Source organism: Arthrobacter tecti (assembly GCF_054511355.1).
On the sequence record NZ_JBTNCT010000007.1, the window covers coordinates 1 to 16,353 of the forward strand.

General features: G+C 63.6%; 12 protein-coding genes. 7 read left to right on the forward strand and 5 right to left on the reverse strand.

Going from position 1 to position 16,353, the window contains the following annotated elements:
* Positions 1–107: 107 nt before the first annotated feature.
* Genes ACX80C_RS09830 through ACX80C_RS09840 form a run of 3 tightly spaced genes read right to left on the reverse strand, consistent with a single transcriptional unit; the run spans position 108 to position 4,106 of the window.
* Positions 108–2,201 carry an iron ABC transporter permease gene (locus ACX80C_RS09830; RefSeq protein ID WP_459326290.1) on the reverse strand — a complete coding sequence of 698 codons (2,094 nt, stop codon included), beginning with the start codon at positions 2,199–2,201 and terminating at the stop codon, positions 108–110.
* 9 nt (positions 2,202–2,210) lie between these two features.
* A complete protein-coding gene (locus ACX80C_RS09835) occupies positions 2,211–3,200 on the reverse strand; it encodes an ABC transporter substrate-binding protein (RefSeq protein ID WP_459326291.1) in 990 nt (329 codons plus the stop codon).
* Between the two features lie 51 nt (positions 3,201–3,251).
* Positions 3,252–4,106 (reverse strand): ABC transporter ATP-binding protein, encoded by an 855-nt coding sequence (locus tag ACX80C_RS09840; RefSeq protein WP_459326292.1) that lies wholly within the window; start codon positions 4,104–4,106, stop codon positions 3,252–3,254.
* A 148-nt stretch (positions 4,107–4,254) separates the two neighbouring features.
* On the opposite strand from ACX80C_RS09840, the gene ACX80C_RS09845 reads away from it, so the two are divergent.
* The 6 genes from ACX80C_RS09845 (at position 4,255) to ACX80C_RS09870 (ending at position 10,809) form a co-directional block, all read left to right on the forward strand.
* Positions 4,255–5,310 carry a hydroxyacid dehydrogenase gene (locus ACX80C_RS09845; RefSeq protein WP_459326293.1) on the forward strand — a complete coding sequence of 352 codons (1,056 nt, stop codon included), beginning with the start codon at positions 4,255–4,257 and terminating at the stop codon, positions 5,308–5,310.
* Positions 5,311–5,312: 2 nt separating this feature from the next.
* Complete coding sequence (locus ACX80C_RS09850) at positions 5,313–6,716, forward strand: sulfatase family protein (protein ID WP_459326294.1); 1,404 nt, start codon at positions 5,313–5,315, stop codon at positions 6,714–6,716.
* Between the two features lie 77 nt (positions 6,717–6,793).
* Positions 6,794–8,068, forward strand: coding sequence for an extracellular solute-binding protein (locus ACX80C_RS09855; RefSeq protein ID WP_459326295.1), 1,275 nt, complete (start codon positions 6,794–6,796; stop codon positions 8,066–8,068).
* A 63-nt stretch (positions 8,069–8,131) separates the two neighbouring features.
* Entirely contained in the window at positions 8,132–9,037 is a 906-nt protein-coding gene (locus ACX80C_RS09860; protein ID WP_459326296.1) for a carbohydrate ABC transporter permease, read from the forward strand.
* A gap of 111 nt (positions 9,038–9,148) precedes the next feature.
* Positions 9,149–9,952 carry a carbohydrate ABC transporter permease gene (locus ACX80C_RS09865; RefSeq protein WP_459326297.1) on the forward strand — a complete coding sequence of 268 codons (804 nt, stop codon included), beginning with the start codon at positions 9,149–9,151 and terminating at the stop codon, positions 9,950–9,952.
* Positions 9,949–10,809, forward strand: coding sequence for a Gfo/Idh/MocA family oxidoreductase (locus ACX80C_RS09870; RefSeq protein WP_459326298.1), 861 nt, complete (start codon positions 9,949–9,951; stop codon positions 10,807–10,809). The genes ACX80C_RS09865 and ACX80C_RS09870 overlap by 4 nt, the downstream gene beginning before the upstream one ends.
* A gap of 78 nt (positions 10,810–10,887) precedes the next feature.
* Here ACX80C_RS09870 and ACX80C_RS09875 read toward each other — a convergent pair whose 3' ends face one another.
* Complete coding sequence (locus ACX80C_RS09875; RefSeq protein WP_459326299.1) at positions 10,888–12,912, reverse strand: NHL repeat-containing protein; 2,025 nt, start codon at positions 12,910–12,912, stop codon at positions 10,888–10,890.
* Positions 12,913–13,008: 96 nt separating this feature from the next.
* Between ACX80C_RS09875 and ACX80C_RS09880 the strand changes: the two genes are divergently transcribed.
* The gene (locus ACX80C_RS09880) at positions 13,009–14,223 is read left to right on the forward strand and encodes an alpha-L-fucosidase (protein ID WP_459326300.1); all 1,215 of its coding nucleotides are present in this window, start codon (positions 13,009–13,011) and stop codon (positions 14,221–14,223) included.
* 73 nt (positions 14,224–14,296) lie between these two features.
* On the opposite strand, the gene ACX80C_RS09885 is transcribed toward ACX80C_RS09880, so the two are convergent.
* Positions 14,297–16,339 carry an outer membrane protein assembly factor BamB family protein gene (locus ACX80C_RS09885; RefSeq protein WP_459326301.1) on the reverse strand — a complete coding sequence of 681 codons (2,043 nt, stop codon included), beginning with the start codon at positions 16,337–16,339 and terminating at the stop codon, positions 14,297–14,299.
* Positions 16,340–16,353 lie beyond the last annotated feature (14 nt).

A 16,353-nucleotide genomic window follows, 5' to 3' on the forward strand; every position in this document is an offset into this window, starting at 1 on the left:
CATCGCCACCGGAATCCATACCCCCAATTCTCCCAGCCAACACCGCCAGGGCACCGCTAATACGTCGGCGTTTTAAAAACAGCGCCCGCCATTACTGACCCACGCACCTAGCGCGCCAACCGGCTTCGGAACAGCAGCCACACGAAGTACGGTGCGCCGAGCAGCGCCGTCAGCAGGCCGGCCGGCAGCTGCTGTGGGGCGATGGCGGTCCGCCCGATCATGTCGCCTACGCAGACCAGCAACGCTCCCAGCAGAACCGCCGTCGGAATGGCGAGCTTGTGCCGCGCGCCGACCAGTGCCCGGGCCGCATGCGGCGCAACAAGGCCTACGAACCCGATGACGCCGATTCCCGCGACAGCCGAACCCGTCAGCACCACCGCGGAAACCAACAGGATCATCCGGGATCGCGGCACTGAAATGCCGAGCAGCTTCGGTGTGTCCTCGTCAAGGGAAAGTAGATCCTGCGTGCGGTGCAGCGACGCGATGACGGGCACGGTGATGAGCAGCGCAATGCTCATCGGAATCAGGTTCTCCATCGAGCGGCCATACGTCGATCCGGAAAGCCAGGTGAGCGCCTTCGCTTCGTTGAACGGATCGGTCATCACGATCAGCAGCGTGATGCCGGCCATCGCCGCCGCCGAAACACCGATACCGACCAGCACAAACCGGTCCGTCTGCAGCCCACCCCGGAACGCCAGCCCAAACACGACGGCTGCCGTCACCGCTGCGCCGATCCCCGCCCCGGCGCTCACGGTCCAGAAGCCCGCGAGGGGGACAAGCGTGATCACGAGGATCGCGCCGAGACCAGCCCCGCCCGAGACACCGATGATCGAAGGCTCAGCCAGCGGGTTCCGGGTCACAGCCTGGATCACCGTGCCGGCCAAAGCCAGCGACGCCCCGGCCAGCAGCGAGGCAGCAACCCGCGGGAAGCGGGCGTCCATGACGCTCGACACCACCGGCCCCGCCTGCCCGGTCACCCAGTTCGCAAGGTCGCCAAGGAGCAGCTTCGCGTCCCCGAGCAGCAGCCCGGCTGCGATGCCAGCCAGCACCAGAAGAACCAAAAGCACGACGACGACGGCGCCCGCACCCGGGCGCGTGGGGCGCAGCGACACGGAACGGGCCTCGCGCGTGGGGCCGGACGTGCGCATCCGGTGCGCAAGGATGACGAGGAAGATCGCGCCGAAGATGGTGGTGACCACACCGGTGGGCACCTCGACGGCGGTTTGCGCACCGATGATCGCACGAAGCAGAACGTCAGCCCCGAGCACCAGGAAGATACCCATCAAAGCGGACGCGAAAATCAGCGCCACGTGCCGGTGAAGACCGGGAATTTTCGCTGCAGCCAACCGGACCACTGCCGGAGCGGCGAGTCCCACGAACCCGATCGGCCCGGAGATGGTGACGGCGGCCGCTGCGAGCAGGACTGCGAGCACAATCGCCAGCACCTGGGTGCTGCGGACGTTGATGCCCAGCACCCTCGCCTGGTCATCGCCGAGGGTGAGCAGGTCCAGGGAGCGGGACTTGATGAGAAGAACTGCCACGACCACGCCGATCAGCGGCGCGAGCAGTACGAACTTCTCCATGCCGCTCTGGGCAAGCGAGCCGGACCCCCACGCGAAGAGGTTGCGGGTTTCCTGTGCGAAGAGAAGCAGGAGGGCGTGCGTTAATGCGCTGAAGGCCAGGGCGATAGCCGAGCCGGCGAGGACCAGCCGCACGCTGCCGGACTGACCGGCACCGGAAAGTGCCAGCACCAGGCTCGCCGCAGCGATGCCGCCAAGGAACGCGACACCCACTGCGCCGAGCAGTGGAACCTGAATCCCGAAGGCGGCCACGGCAACGATCGCGAGGTGCGCGCCGGCGTTGACCGCGAGCGTATCCGGGGAGGCAAGTGCATTGCGGGAAACGGACTGCATGATGACGCCGGCAACACCGAGCGCAACACCCACCAGGACGCCTGCCACCAGGCGCGGCACCCGGCTGGCGGCGACGACGGCGGCGGTGTCGGCGTCGTCGTTCCCCAGAATGAGCCCGATGATGTCCGCGGCGTTCACGGTGGAAGTGCCCTGCGTGATGTGGACCAGGGCGAGCACGGCGGTCGCGGCGACGAGCAGCAGCCCGAACACGGCGAGCCGGAACCCTGGCCGCGCGTCAGCTCCCTGAATTGCTGAGGGCTGCGCGCGGGTCAGGGTTTCCGGGGTCATGGTGTGGTTTTATTTCTCGGTTGCTGCTGCGACTGCTGCGTCGATGATTTGCTCCATCGACGTGGGGCCACCGAAGACCCAGATGGAGTCGGGGAAGCGGTGCACGTTGCCTTCCTCGACGAAGGGGAGTCCCTTCCAGACGGCGTTGTCCTTCAGCTCATCCTGGTAGGGGTCGCCGAAGGCGTCGTTGGCCATGTACCAGAAGTGCGTGTCTTCGGGGAGGGCGGTGAGACCCTCGACGTCGGTCTGCGCGAGTCCGTAAGCGGGATCGCCTTCGAGCTCCCACGCATTCTCGAGGCCGAGCTCAGCGAATACGTCCGATACCAGCGAACCCGGCGCGAACGGACGGATGGAGACGCTGCCGGCGTCAACGTAGGCATCGGAGAACGCCACCTTGGTGCCTGCAGCACCGGCCTCTTCGATGGCTGCGCGTCCCTCTTCAACCTTGGCATCGAAGTTGGCCTTCAACTCGGAAGCCTGCTCTTCGGCCCCGGTGGCCTTGGCTATCATGTCGAGGTTCTCGAACATCTGGCCGATGTTGTCGGAGGAATCACCGCCCGGAACCACGATGACGGGAACGGTTTCCTCGATCTGCTCGATTGCGCCGTCAACCAACTGGTCAGTCACGAGCACCAGGTCCGGCTCCAGTGAGACGAGCGTGTCGATGCTGGGCTCACCGCGCAGGCCAATATCAGTCACGGTGTCATCCAGTGGTGCGGAGCTCACCCAGGTGTTGTAGCCCTCGATGTCCGAAACGCCCACCGGCATGACCCCGAGCGAGACCAGGTTTTCGATGACGTTCCATTCGGTTCCGGCAACACGCACGGCGGGCCCGTCGAGGACCACTTCCTTGCCCCGGTGGTCCGTGATGGTGATGGTTTCACCCGATGCGGCTGCTGAGGTTTCGGTATCGCCTGCAGCTTCCTCGGTGGTGCCGCAGGCCGAGAGTGCGAGCATGGTGACCGCCGCGAGGGCAGCAAGGATCTTCGGTTGTTTCATGGGGTTCTTTTCTATCGGGCGCGGACGGCGCGAATGGTTGGGAAGGTTGGTTCAGGAAGCTCGAAGAATGGTGGCGGAGTGGTTGCCGACGGCGTTGTGCCGCCCCACCGCCCGGGTGTGCACTGTCCCGCCGTCGACCGTGACGTCAACGCGGACGCCGTACGCGCTGGTCAGGTTCTCCGCGGTCAGCACGTCGACAGGCGTTCCCTGCGCGAGCACCGAGCCACTCTCCAGCAGCACCACGTGATCGGCGATGGCAGCGGCCTGGTCCAGGTCATGAAGGACAACACCGACCGTCACCCCATGCTCGGTCGCAAGATCACGTACGACGTCGAGAATCTCCACCTGGTAGCGCAGGTCCAGGTACGTGGTGGGCTCGTCGAGGAGGAGAACACCGGTGTCCTGGGCCAGGCAGCTCGCAAGCCAGACACGCTGCAATTGACCGCCGGAGAGAGCTGCGACCGGTCGATCGGACAGTTCCGCAGTGCGGGTCAGCGCCATGGCGTGCTCGACGACGGCGATGCCCCGGGGGTCATTCCCCGTCCAGCGGGTGCGGTGCGGGTGGCGTCCGAACTCGACGACTTCCCTTACCGTGATGCCTGCTGGAACCGGACGGCTCTGTGCGAGGAGGGTGATCTTCCGTGCAAAATCCTTGGGGGAGAGCGCAAAGACATTGTCGCCGTCGGTGGTCGTCACGGTGCCGGAATCGGCATTGTGCAGCCGGGCAATGGTCCGCAGGAGTGTTGACTTACCGCTGCCGTTGGGGCCGATGAGTGCTGTCACGGTTCCAGGTTGAAGTCCGAAGGACACGTCGCTGACTGCGGGCTGGCGGCCGTAGGAAATGCTCATGTCGGAAACATCGAGGCCCTGGAGCGCCGTACGGAAGGCGGAGTCAGTGAGAGTCACCCCACTAAGGTAAGGCGATCCTTAGTGAATTGACAAACATTACGGCATGTATCAGTTGCGTAATTGCTGCCCCTCGGATCATTGCAACACAGCAAATGAGTTTATTCGGTCATTGACAAAAGCCCTCGCTAGTCCGTACGCTTGTTGCATGGGTCACACCGATAACGCCGCTACACCGGCTCCGCACAACATCTCCGACAGTCCTCGGCCACGGACTCTGCTGAGCATTCCGGAACATGAAGCGGACGCGTTCTTCACCGCCGAGAGCTGGGCTGAGCTCAACGAGCTGTGCGACGTGGTTGAAGCCCGTCCGGACGCGCTCCAGGACCTGGGGCGCTTTCGTGACGTCGCTCAGGGGACCAGTATTTTCATCACGGCATGGGGTTTCCCACGGTTGGACTCAGAGCGGCTGGAACAGGCGCCAGACCTGCGGTTCGTCATGCACGCAGCCTCCTCCATTCAGACCCTTGTCATCGAGGAGTTCTGGGCAGCAGGCATCCCGATTGCCCAGGCAGGCGATGCCATGGCTCCTTCGGTGGCCGAGCTGTCGCTGACCTTCACGCTTGCACTCCTGCGGCGAACACCCCGGTTTGATCATGCGCTCCGCTCGGGTGCTGACTGGTCCGATGCCCGGACTGCAGCGTCCAGGCCGCGCGAGATCAGTGGAGCGCGCATCGGTGTGATCGGGGCCTCCCGTACCGGGCGTCGCTACATCGACATGTGTCGCGCCCTCGGCGCCGAAATCGCCGTTTATGACCCCTATATCCAGGAAGCAGATGAGCTCCGGGCCTACGCAGCCGATCTCCCCGAAGTGCTCTCGTCCTGCGACGTGATTGCCATCCACGCACCGGAGACTCCGGAGACACGCGGCCTGCTCGGAGCTGCCGAGTTGGCTGCCATCAAGGACGGCGGGCTGCTGGTGAACACTGCCCGCCCGGCGCTGGTGGACGAGGATGCCCTGTACCGGGAGGTTTCCTCGGGCCGGCTGGACGCTGCACTCGATGTTTTCGGGAATGAGCCGCTCCCGGCAGGGGATCGCTGGCGAAACCTCCCCAACGTCCTCGTCACCCCGCATCTGGGTGGTGCAACCGTTGATTCCCGCCATCGTGCGGGGCGGATCGTCGTCAGCGAAATCCGCCGCTTTCTCCAGGGTGAGCCGCTGCAACACGCCCTCACTCCGGACCGCTTGAAGGTGATGGGCTGACCATGGCGCACAATATTCTGATCATCCACTGCCACGACCTCGGGCGCTTCCTCGGCACTTACGGGGTGGAGACCGTTTCAACGCCGTATCTGGATGCCTTCGCGTCGGAGTCCACCGTCTTCGAGGCGGCGTTCGCCACGTCTCCGCACTGCAGCCCGGCGCGGGCGTCACTGTTCACGGGTACGTATCCGCAGACGAACGGCGTTCTGGGCCTAACGCATGAACCCTTCGGCTGGGACTTGAACGACCCAAGCTCGCACCTGGCACACAGGCTGCGCTCGGTCGGCTACCGGACGGAGCTTGTGGGGGTGCATCACGAATCCCGTGTGCTTCCCGACGACCAGGTTGCAATCCGCCTGGGTTTTGACCGGGTACGCACCGGCGGGGACCGTGACGTCGTCGTCGAACGCACGCTGGAAGCCCTCGAGGACGCATCAGCGGCTGGCTCACCGTTCTATCTCCAGGTCGGGTTCCATGAACCGCACCGCTCGCCGTCGGACCGTGACCGCACCGGCGTCATGGGCTTCCTGGGTGCTGCCGTTGAGCCGGATACCTCGCGCGGGCACACGGTTCCGCCCTACCTGCACGACGACGACGACGCCCGCGAGGAGATCGCCGAACTCCAGGGTGCGGTGCGCCACATGGATTCGGGTGTCGGTGAGATCCTTGCCCGCGTTGAGCAACTCGGCCTGGACGAGGAGACGGTTGTAGTCTTCACCACGGATCACGGACTCGCTCTTCCCCGCGCGAAGTGCACGTTGTACGACGCCGGCGTTGAAGTCGCCCTCATCATGCGCGTTCCAGGGCGGGCTAGTTGGAGCGGCCGTCGGGTTGCCGACATCGTCAGCCATGTGGACGTGGTGCCCACGCTCTTTGAGGTGCTGGGACTGTCCGGCACAATAGATGTAACCGGAGAAAGCCTCGTGGAGTTGGTTGAGGAAGATCAGCCGGCCCGCACGTACGCCTACGGACAGCTGACGTATCACACGTACTTCGACCCCAAGCGGTCGGTGCGATCAAAAACCCACAAACTCATTGCGAACTTCTCCAATGCACCCAGGGCTATGGACTCCACACAGTCATGGATTCACCGAAGCATTCCGGTGGATCTGTCCGGGGCGACCATCGGTACCAGCGCCGCGATCGAGTTGTACCACCTGGCAGAGGATCCCAATGAGACAGTCAATCTCGCGGACGATCCAGCAGCTCGGCCGGCACTCGGCGAACTTGCCACAGCACTGCTCGGATGGATGCAATCGACTACCGATCCGCTCCTCACACCCCGTCCGGAACACCGGCGGCAACGCATCACCCTTGATCTCCTCAGGCATGCAGCGGATTCATCCGTGCCTGAGGTGCCCATCGGCAACCTGAACCAGGGAACTCTGGCCCAGGAACCCGTCTAGCCCATTTATCCATCCGTCCAACCAGCACTGCCGCAAGCCGAAGCTATTCGGCGAAATCTAGAGAAAGAGAACCAGCAATGACGCACCGACTCTTGGGTATCACTGCCCTCGCTGCGGCCACCGCGCTCACCATGACCGCGTGCGGCAACTCCAGCTCAGCTCCCGTCGCACAGACTGACGGCGAAGTGAGCGGAGAAGTAACCATGTGGATGTACCCGGTCATCAAGGACGAAACCAAGAACCGGGAGTTCTGGGAGAAGACCGAGAAGGCCTTCGAAGCGGAGAACCCCGACGTCGACTTCAACGTCGAACTACAGACCTTTGACAAGCGGGACACCCAGATCTCCGCGGCACTTGCCGCCAACTCCGGCCCGGACATCGTGATGATCACACCGGACCAGGCGTCCACCTACCACACAGTCGGAGGGCTGCTGCCGGTCGGCGAGGCCATCGCCGACGAGCAGGATGCTTTCTACCCGTCCGGTATCGAAGCTGCAACCATCGAAGACGAGGTGTACGGCGTGCCGATGTTCCAGAACATCAGCACCACGGCCTACAACAAGGAGATCTTCGAGGAAGCCGGGCTTGAGCTCCCCAAAACCTGGGATGAGATCAGGGAAGCCGCCCCCATCCTTGCAGAGAAGGACATTTCGGTCCTTGAGTACGTCGGCTCCCCGGAGCAGACCCTCAACCTGACGTTCTACCCGTTCCTGTGGCAGGCAGGAGGCAGCATCTTCACCGAGGACGGAAGCGACATCGCTTTCGATTCGCCCGAGGGCATCGAGGCACTGCAGTTCATCCTGGACCTTCAGGAAATGGGAGGCGTAGTTCAGAGTGCAGGAACGGACAGCCCCGCAATCGAAGGATCGCCGATGGCACGCGGTCAGGTTGCCGTCCGGGCGACCACCAGCCTTCCCGAACTCGCCCAACTGCGCGGAGCGCTCGGCGAAGAAACCGTTGTGCTTGGAGAACCGCTCAAGGGTGAGGTCCAGGCTACGTTCGGCAACCCAGGCTTGATGGCCCTGACCTCAATCAATGAGGAAGACAACCGGCAGGCTGCCTACGCGGTGCTCGACTACCTGTCCACGGCCGAGTTCCAGACAGAATTCAACAAGCTCGCCGGGAACTTCCCAACCCGCACAGACGTCGAACTGCCCGGCAGTGGCCCTGACTACGAAGCACTTGAAGCGGCCCTTGAATACGCGATCCCCGGTGAGCCGAACCCCGCCGCACGCCAGGTGATGGCCGCTCTCGCTCCCTACCTCCAGTCGGCACTCCGCGGTGATCTGACGGCAGAGGAAGCGCTCACCCAGGCGGCAGAAGAAGCCCGGGGAATCCTCAGCCGCACCTGACCCCTCCTGTCCCGGGGGCGCTAAACGCCTCCGGGACACAGTTTCTACCGATTGGCCAAGCTCATGTCCACGCATTTAGCATCGAAGCGGTCCCAGCCCGGACAAGCCCGCCTCCGCCGTGAAGCGGTCACCGGCATCCTGTTTGTCCTGCCAACCCTCATCATCTTCGCTGTGTTCAAGTTCCTCCCCATCGGCGGCGCCGGTGCAATGAGCCTGACGCAGTACAGGCTGAACGGGGACGTCGAATTTCTCGGCGCCGAGAACTATGAGCGCCTGTTCGCAGATCCCAACTTCTGGCAGAGCCTGGGCGTCACACTCGGTTACGTGGTGATATTCGTTCCCCTCATCATCGTCATTTCACTGGCGGGCGCAGTTCTCCTGAACAACCTCAAGCGCCATGACGGCCTGTTCCGGTCGCTTCTGTTCATCCCGTACCTGAGCTCGTTCGTCCTCGCAGGCATCATCTTCAAATGGATCTTCTCCAACGACGGCCCGATCAACGTAGCGCTCGCCGGTGCCGGACTCGGTGTTATCCCCTTCCTGTCCGGGGACCAGTGGATTGTTCTTCTCTCCCTGGCAATGGTCGCGGTGTGGAAGGGGTTCGGATACTCCATGCTCATTTTCCTGGCCGGGCTGAAGGCGCAGCCGGGGGAGATCCACGAGGCGGCGAAGATCGATGGAGCCACAAGCTGGCAGACGTTCCGTCACATCACCCTGCCGTTGCTGAAGCCGGTGACATTCTTCGTGCTCGTCATCGAGACAATTGTCGGCTTCCAGGTGTTCGACACGATCTACGTGATGACCGGAGGCGGGCCGGCCAATGCGAGCCACAGCCTCATCTACTTCCTGTATGACCAGGGCTTCGAGTTCTTCGATTTCGGCTACGCCGCAGCAATCGGAATTGTGCTCTTCTTCATCGTCCTAGTGCTCTCGCTGGTTCAGCGGCGGTTCTTCAATGAAAAGGCGTAAATGATGACTACCGTATCTTCCACTTCACAGCCAGCGGGAACATCCAGGGGCCCGTCCCGTCCTCACACGGGGAACCCCGGGCCAGGCGGCAGGCAGCGCAAGCGCAAGTCCTTGAACACCCCGCGATGGTCCATCGCTTCGCTCATCGTTATCTCTTTCTTCACCGTCGCGCCGCTGCTGGCAGTCGTCGTCCTGGCTTTCTCACCAGCCGATGAACCAACTATCCCGTACGCGTTGCCGACGTCGCTGACCTTTGAGAACATCACCCGGATCTTCTCTGTCGGCGCGTTCCCCACCTGGCTCTTGAATTCAGTCCTGTACTCCGTGATTTCGGTAGTCGTGGTCCTGCTGACTGCCTCGATGGCGGCATACGCCCTTGCCCGCAAGCGTTTCCCAGGGCGGAATATCCTCCTGTGGTCAATCATCGCGACGCTGATGGTTCCCGTGCAGGCGACGCTGATCCCGACCTTCATCCTGATTGCGAACCTCGACGGCGTGAACACCATCTGGGGGCTCATCCTTCCTACCCTTGCCAACGGCCAGGCAGTCTTTTTGATCCGTCAGTTCATCCTGGACCTGCCGGAGGAACTCTTTGACGCCGCCCGCATTGATGGCTCCGGAGAATGGCGAACGTTCGTGTCAATCGTTCTGCCGCTGATTCGGCCGGTTCTCGCCACACTCGCGATCTTCGTTTTCCTCTGGCACTGGAATGACCTGCTGTGGCCGCTTGTCGTCGGTCAGACGGACGAGGCGCGGACGCTCACTGTTGGCCTCGCCACGCTGAACACGGAGCTTGTCTCGACGTCGAACATCATGGCGGCAGCTCTTATCAGCTTCATCCCCTGCCTGCTGATCTTCCTGTTCCTGCAGCGGCAGATCGTCTCAAGCATCACCTCCTCCGGCGTGAAGGGATGAGCCTACCCTCGTCCGGGGGAGTGCGGTTTGGGCTGGTCGGGGTGGACTCGGCCCATTCCACACAGTTCACGCAACTCTTCAAGGAAGGTCAGGTTCCAGGCGGTGACATCGTCGCCGCCTGGAAGGCACCGACGTCGTTGGACTTTCCACCGAGCCGCGACCGGAACGACGTATTGGCCGCGCAGGTCGCGGAGTTCGGCGTCGAATTCGTGGACACGCCTGTTGCCCTTGCGGACCTGTGCGATGCCTTCCTGGTCATCGCGAGCGATGCGCGTACTCACCCCGCGCTGTTCGGGAGTCTGGCACCATTTGGCAAACCCGTATACGTGGACACCCGCTTCGCCCTCAAACGAAGCGACGCCGAGGCCATGCTGACAACGGCGCGAACTCACGGGTGCCTGGCACTCGCCGGTTCCCCAAAGCGGTTCACGCCCGAATTCCGGTCCGTGCTGGGTCATGGGCGGGTGGAGCGGATTGAGCTTGAGGGTGCCCTGCCCACGCAGCCCGGCCACCCGGGGCTTGCCTGGTACGGCGTGCATCTGGTGGATCTCGCGGTTGCGGCACTGGGGCCGGGATACTCCGAAGTTGAGGTGCTGGCGCCGGGCAGGGTGCGGCTTCTCTGGCCTGATGGGCGCGAAGCGCTGCTCAGCGGGGAACCCGAATGGAATCCGTACACCAGGGGTGTGGTCCACGTGGACGGCGCGCAGCACGCATTCGAGATCGAAGCTGCCGGGAGTATGCACGTCGGCCTGCTCACGTCGATCATCGAATCCTGCCGAACCGGCGAACCCAATGTGCCCGAGCAGGAGATTCTCGACATCGTGTCGATCGTCGAGGCTGCCGGTCGCCGCATGTGAGGAGCCGATTCCCGACCAACGGGAAAGGCGGTGGTGCCCTGGGCACCACCGCCTTTCTCGTGCGTTACGAACCGTGAGCTAGAAGCGGCGCGGAACCTCCACGCGGACCAGGTTCCGGCCCTTCAGCGTGTAGAGACGCCCGCGTTCATCGGCCGAAATGTGCGGCTGGCCGCCGTACCAGGCGCCCTGAACATCGCTAAGTAGTACGCGGAGTGCGAAGGTGCGGTGGTCAATGCTGTAGAGCGCCTTGCTCGAGATTCCGTAGACCCGGCCGTGGGACACCACGAGATTGGACCGCCGGTCAGCCTGCGCCCTGATATCAGCCCGGTGGACGATGCTTCGTTTAGCCAGATCGACCACACGGAACCCGCCGTCGTTCAGGACAACGTAGAGGTGCTTGCCCAGCACAGCCATGCCGGTCACCGGCGCATTGTGCTCCGGATCAAGGCTCCACAGGACCTTGCCGGTCAGTGGGTTGACGGCGGCAATCTCACCTGCCGGTCCAGCACCCGTGTCGCCTCCGCCAAGGTAGGCTACACCCTCATGCGCTACAACGGCGGGGATGGATTTGCCCGCACCGAGCGGACGGTCGTAAACCGTCATGTCATCGGTTGCCGGGTTGTAGACGCCGAGGCAGCTGCCGCCTGCGGCGTCGGACAGGGAGACCACCAGGACGCGCTTGTTGGTCTCGTCCCAGGTGACGCATTCGGGCCGGTTGAAGTCGGAGGGCAGCGGCGCCGCCTGGGCGGGCTCCTGGCCCGGGCCCGGTGTGTACGCCCACAGCCCGAGGCCGCTGTACTGGCCCATCCAGAGGCGTTGATCGGCCCAAATGGCGTCCTTGGTTTCCCCCGGAGCAATCAGGTTGACCACCTCGCCGGTCCTGAGTGAGTGCCGGGCGATCGCTCCGTTGGCGGCGACGTAGGCAAATCCGCCGCCCGCCGTGACACTCATGGCCAGCTGTGGTTCCGCCGGGGCGCCGGCGGCGATCAGCTCGGTGCGTGTGGCGGTGAGTGCCTGGAGGTCGATGTGAGCCACGAAACCGTAGGCGGACACCGCGTGGAGCTTGTCTTGCGCCCAGGCCATGCCCCATACCTCGCCGAGCTCGAGACCATCCACCTGGAGCGGGCTGACGGTCATGGTGGAGAGGTCGCAGATACGGGCGTTGTTTGCCCGTGCAAGGAAGAAGACGTTATCGCCGTGGACCTTCATGGCCTTTGTCGTGATGCCATCGTGCCGCACCACCTTGTAGGACGAAGGGTCGTTGATATCGATGACCGCAACGTGGGAGCCGGTGTTGTTCGCCGTGCCTACGACAAGCCGATCGCCCTCGAGACGCAATTCGCGTATGGTGTCGTCGTCCGCCAGTTCTGCGGGGAGGATCGATGTGAATTCCCCGGTTGCCCGGTCATAGGCGGCAAGTACAGCCTTGCTAGCTTCCCCGCCGCCCAGCGTGTTTCCAGCACCGAAGTAGACCGTGCTCTCGGTGGCGGCGATTGCCCGCGCGCCGGTGGCGGTGGGCTCGGCGATGCCAAGCGCGGTGATCTCGCGCGTGGCGGGATCAAACTGCCAAAGATTGCCGCCGGGTTCGCGTCCGCCAAAGAACACCATCCCGTCCGGTGCTACCGCCAATGCCCACACGCGCACTTCTCCGGCCCGCCCGAGTGCCTCTGCCGGTGACGTCGGATTATGGAGATCCCACCGGTACAGGGTCGGGATGCCGCCGGCCGCGTTCTCGGTGCCGATATAGAGGTACCGGCCGGTTGGGTCGGCGCCCAGCGCCTGGGTGGAGCGCCCCTCCGGTATCGAGGTCTGCCCAACCACCCGCCCAGAGGGGATGTGGTAGGCGATCACGAACATCGGTTCGACATTGCGCGATCCGATATAGATGGTGTCTTCAAACTGATAGGCGCTCTTCGAGCCGAACTGCACGACGCCGGGTCCCAGGTCGCTCACGAGGACTTCCCGTGGGGTAGCAGCAGAAGCAGGGTCCGCGAGGGCGCCTGCAGTTACCGCAGCAAGGGCTCCCGCTGCGCCGAACTGCAGCAGACCGCGTCGGGATAGCTCTGTCAGCGGGCTGTTGTCGGAACTGTACCGAGTCATCATCGACCTTTCGTTCGTTTAATTTGTCACTGACAAATCTAATGCTTGTCGCGGTATCGTGGAAGGGGTAGCGACGTTTTCCAACCGAAAGGTATTTCCGTGAACGAGCACGTGGGGCACTCCCTTCCGTCATGGGCAACTGAGGCGAGCCTGGGCATCTTCATTCATTGGGGCCCGTATTCGGTGCCGGCCTGGGCGGTTCCTTCGGGCGTCTCGGGCTCGGTCCCGGAAGAGGAATGGTTCGCCCATAACGCCTACGCCGAGTGGTATGCCAACACCATCCGCATCAACGGCTCACCGGCAGCGCAGCATCATTTTTCGACCTACGGCGATATGCCATATGGCGGGTTCCTCGACCTGTGGCGAGCTGAGCAATACCAGCCGGCCGAGTGGGCGGGGCTCTTCAAGGCTGCGGGCGCGGACTACGTGGTGCCTGTGACGAAGCACCACGACGGCGTTACCCTCTGGGATGCGCCCGGTTCCGGGCAGCTCAACACCGTGCGGCGAGGACCTAAACGTGACCTCCTTCAACCGCTTGCCGACGCCGTCCGCGCTGAGGACATGCGATTCGGCGTGTACTACTCGGGCGGTCTCGACTGGTCTGTGACCGACCTTCCGCCGCAGGAGACTTTCGATTCGGTCACGGCCCTGCGCCCGAACGATGAGGCGTACGCGGCTTACGCAACGGCGCACGTCCGCGACCTGATCGAGCGTTACCAGCCCTCCGTGCTCTGGAATGACATTGAATGGCCCGACGCCGGGAAATCCAACGGTACGCTCGCTGAACTCTTCGCGTACTACCGCGAAGTAGTTCCTGACGGCATTGTGAATGACCGGTGGGGTACGGACGACTGGGACTTCCGCACCAGTGAGTACGCCCTCGACGCCCACCATGAGACCGGGACGGGCTGGGAACACAACCGCGGACTCGGGTTCTCCTTCGGTTACAACCAGCTGGAGGATGAGTCCACTACCCTCCAGCCCCGTGAACTGGCACGCCAGTACGCAGACATCGTTTCCCGTGGAGGCCGGCTGCTGCTGAACGTGGGACCGGATGCTGCCGGTCGCATCCCGGCTGTCCAACGGCGCACGCTGGAGGGCATCGCACCCTGGATGGCCAGGGTGAAGCCGACTACGGCGGGACGGGAGCTGCTCAAGGAAGCCGACATCGCAGTCACCTTCCCGAATGGAACCGACGGGTGGTGGAGGGGCTGGTCAACCGGGGACGCCGTCGTCGTTGTAACGGATGAGCCCGACGTCGAAGTAGTTTCCCGGCAGGGGCGCAAAGTGCAGGTCATCGAGCTGCCAGTCTGACTGGCCGTCACAGCAAAGCTGCCGCAGGTCCTCAGTGGACGCTGCGGCAGCTTTTTGTCTAGCTAGCTACGGGTCACTGGCCTGAACGGCGGCCCTTGCGGTCGGCACGTAGCGTGGCCACGGAATCAGTGATGCGGATGAGGTTGCGCTCGCGCAGAGTGTAGAGCCGCCCCTCTTCGTCAGTGCCCACCCGCGGCCAGCCGTACCAGCCGCCGTCGAGCCCTGGAACAAGGGTGGACGGCGCGAAGTTGGTGGGGTGGATCCGGAACACGCCCTTGCTTGAGACGCCGTACACCACGCCCTGGTTGGTCACCAGGGTTGCCTGGTCGGGGGAGTGGAAGGAAATATCAGCCGAATGCACAACCGACCTGCTTTCGAGGTCGATGATGAACAGGCCGCCCCCGTGGGAGATTCCGTAGAGGTGCCGTCCACGAACAGTGAGCTCACCGATTCCACGTGACTGGCCGGTCTCGAGGCGCCAGAGCTCGCGTCCGGTGACAGGATCGAAGGCAACCACAGTGGCCTGCGAACCCTGCGACGTCAGGTTCTCGCCGCCAAGGTAGGCGATGCCTTCATGGCTGGTGATCGCGCGGGTGAGCTGCTCCTTGGCGATGGGGTTCTCGTAGACGTCCACGGAGTCGGTATCCGGATGGTAGACGCACAGCGAGCCTCCACCCAGGCGGTCCGACTGCACGCCGACCAGAATCAGGTTGTTGACGGGATCCGCTGCAACCCGCAGGAGCCGGTTCTGCAGGTCTGGAAATGGTGCGACAAGGCTCGGCGGCGTGTTTGTCCGCGGGTCATGGGCCCACAGGCCGCCTCCGTTGTACTGGGCAAACCAGACCATCCCGTTGTAGAACGTGGCGCTTTTGGCCTCGCCCTGCATGGGGAAATCGATCTTCTCACCGGTGGCGAGATTGTGCTGGGTGACCTGCGCGTTGGCGCATGCGTAGGCGTAACCCCCGCCGGCCGCGATTCCGAGGATCATCTGCGGGCCCGGCCGCACTCCCGCCTCGAGGAAGTTGATTTCCCGGGCCTCCAAGGTCACAGGATCGATAACGACGGCGTGCAGCAGCGTCGAGACGACGACTATCTTTCCGTCCCACTCCTGCACACTGACCATTCCGGCCAAATTCGCGCCCGGAACCCGCAACGTCGCGGCCTTGCGCGTCTGCGGGGCATACGCCATCAACCCGGCGCCCCGGAAGTAGATCTTGTCCCCAACCTTGCAGAATTCGCGTACTTCCTTCGCGGCAACGGAAACCACCATGTAGCTGGTGGGGTTTGACGCGTCCATCACGACCAGCGGAGTTGGTGCGGTGAATGCTGTGACGCCCACATACAGTTTGCCGTCGATAACGGCTATGTCCCGCACGCCGGAGCCGGCTTCGAGGACCTCTGCGGGCGTGATGTCGGTGGTTCCACCGGTGGCGCGGTCGATCGCGAAGAGCCGTGCCTGGGTTCCGCCGCCGGTCAGTGTCATCACACCGCCGGCGAAAACGGTGGTGTCCGTGGCTGCGACGGCGGCGATGCGGTCCAGGTTCGACGGCATCGACCCGAGCAGGGTGGTTTCACCGGTTGCCGGATCCCACTGGTAGGCAGTCGTCGGATTCCACCGGCCTGCGAAGAACACCATTCCGTCAGGCGCTACGGCGATCGACTGAAGGTTTTCCTCCGGCCTTCGTGCGATGTCCTGGGCCTTCTTCTCCGGGTCCGTCACATCGATTCGGTAGAGATTTCCCGTGGTCTCAACCTTATTGTGGTCACCGCCCGCATAGACGTATCGACCGGAGGGATCCACGGCCATAGCCATCACCGCGTTCATGTACCCGAGCGGGGTTTCCGAGACTGCCTGTCCCGTGCGGAGGTTCACCCCGAATACGACGGGCGGATCCATGTTCCGCGATCCGCAGTAGAGGACGTCACCTGCGACCACTCCGCGGTAGAGGCCGAGCTTGGTGGAGGCGGCGCCGAGATCCTCGATAACAGGGCCGGTGCGAAAAGGATTAGCGCCCGCCGGGGCGGAGGAAAGCGCTCCGGCGGCAATGGTTGCTCCTGCCACGCCGGATAACTGCAGGACGCGGCGCCGGTCAATCATGGGTTGCGGTGTCATCATTCTCTCTTCGTTGA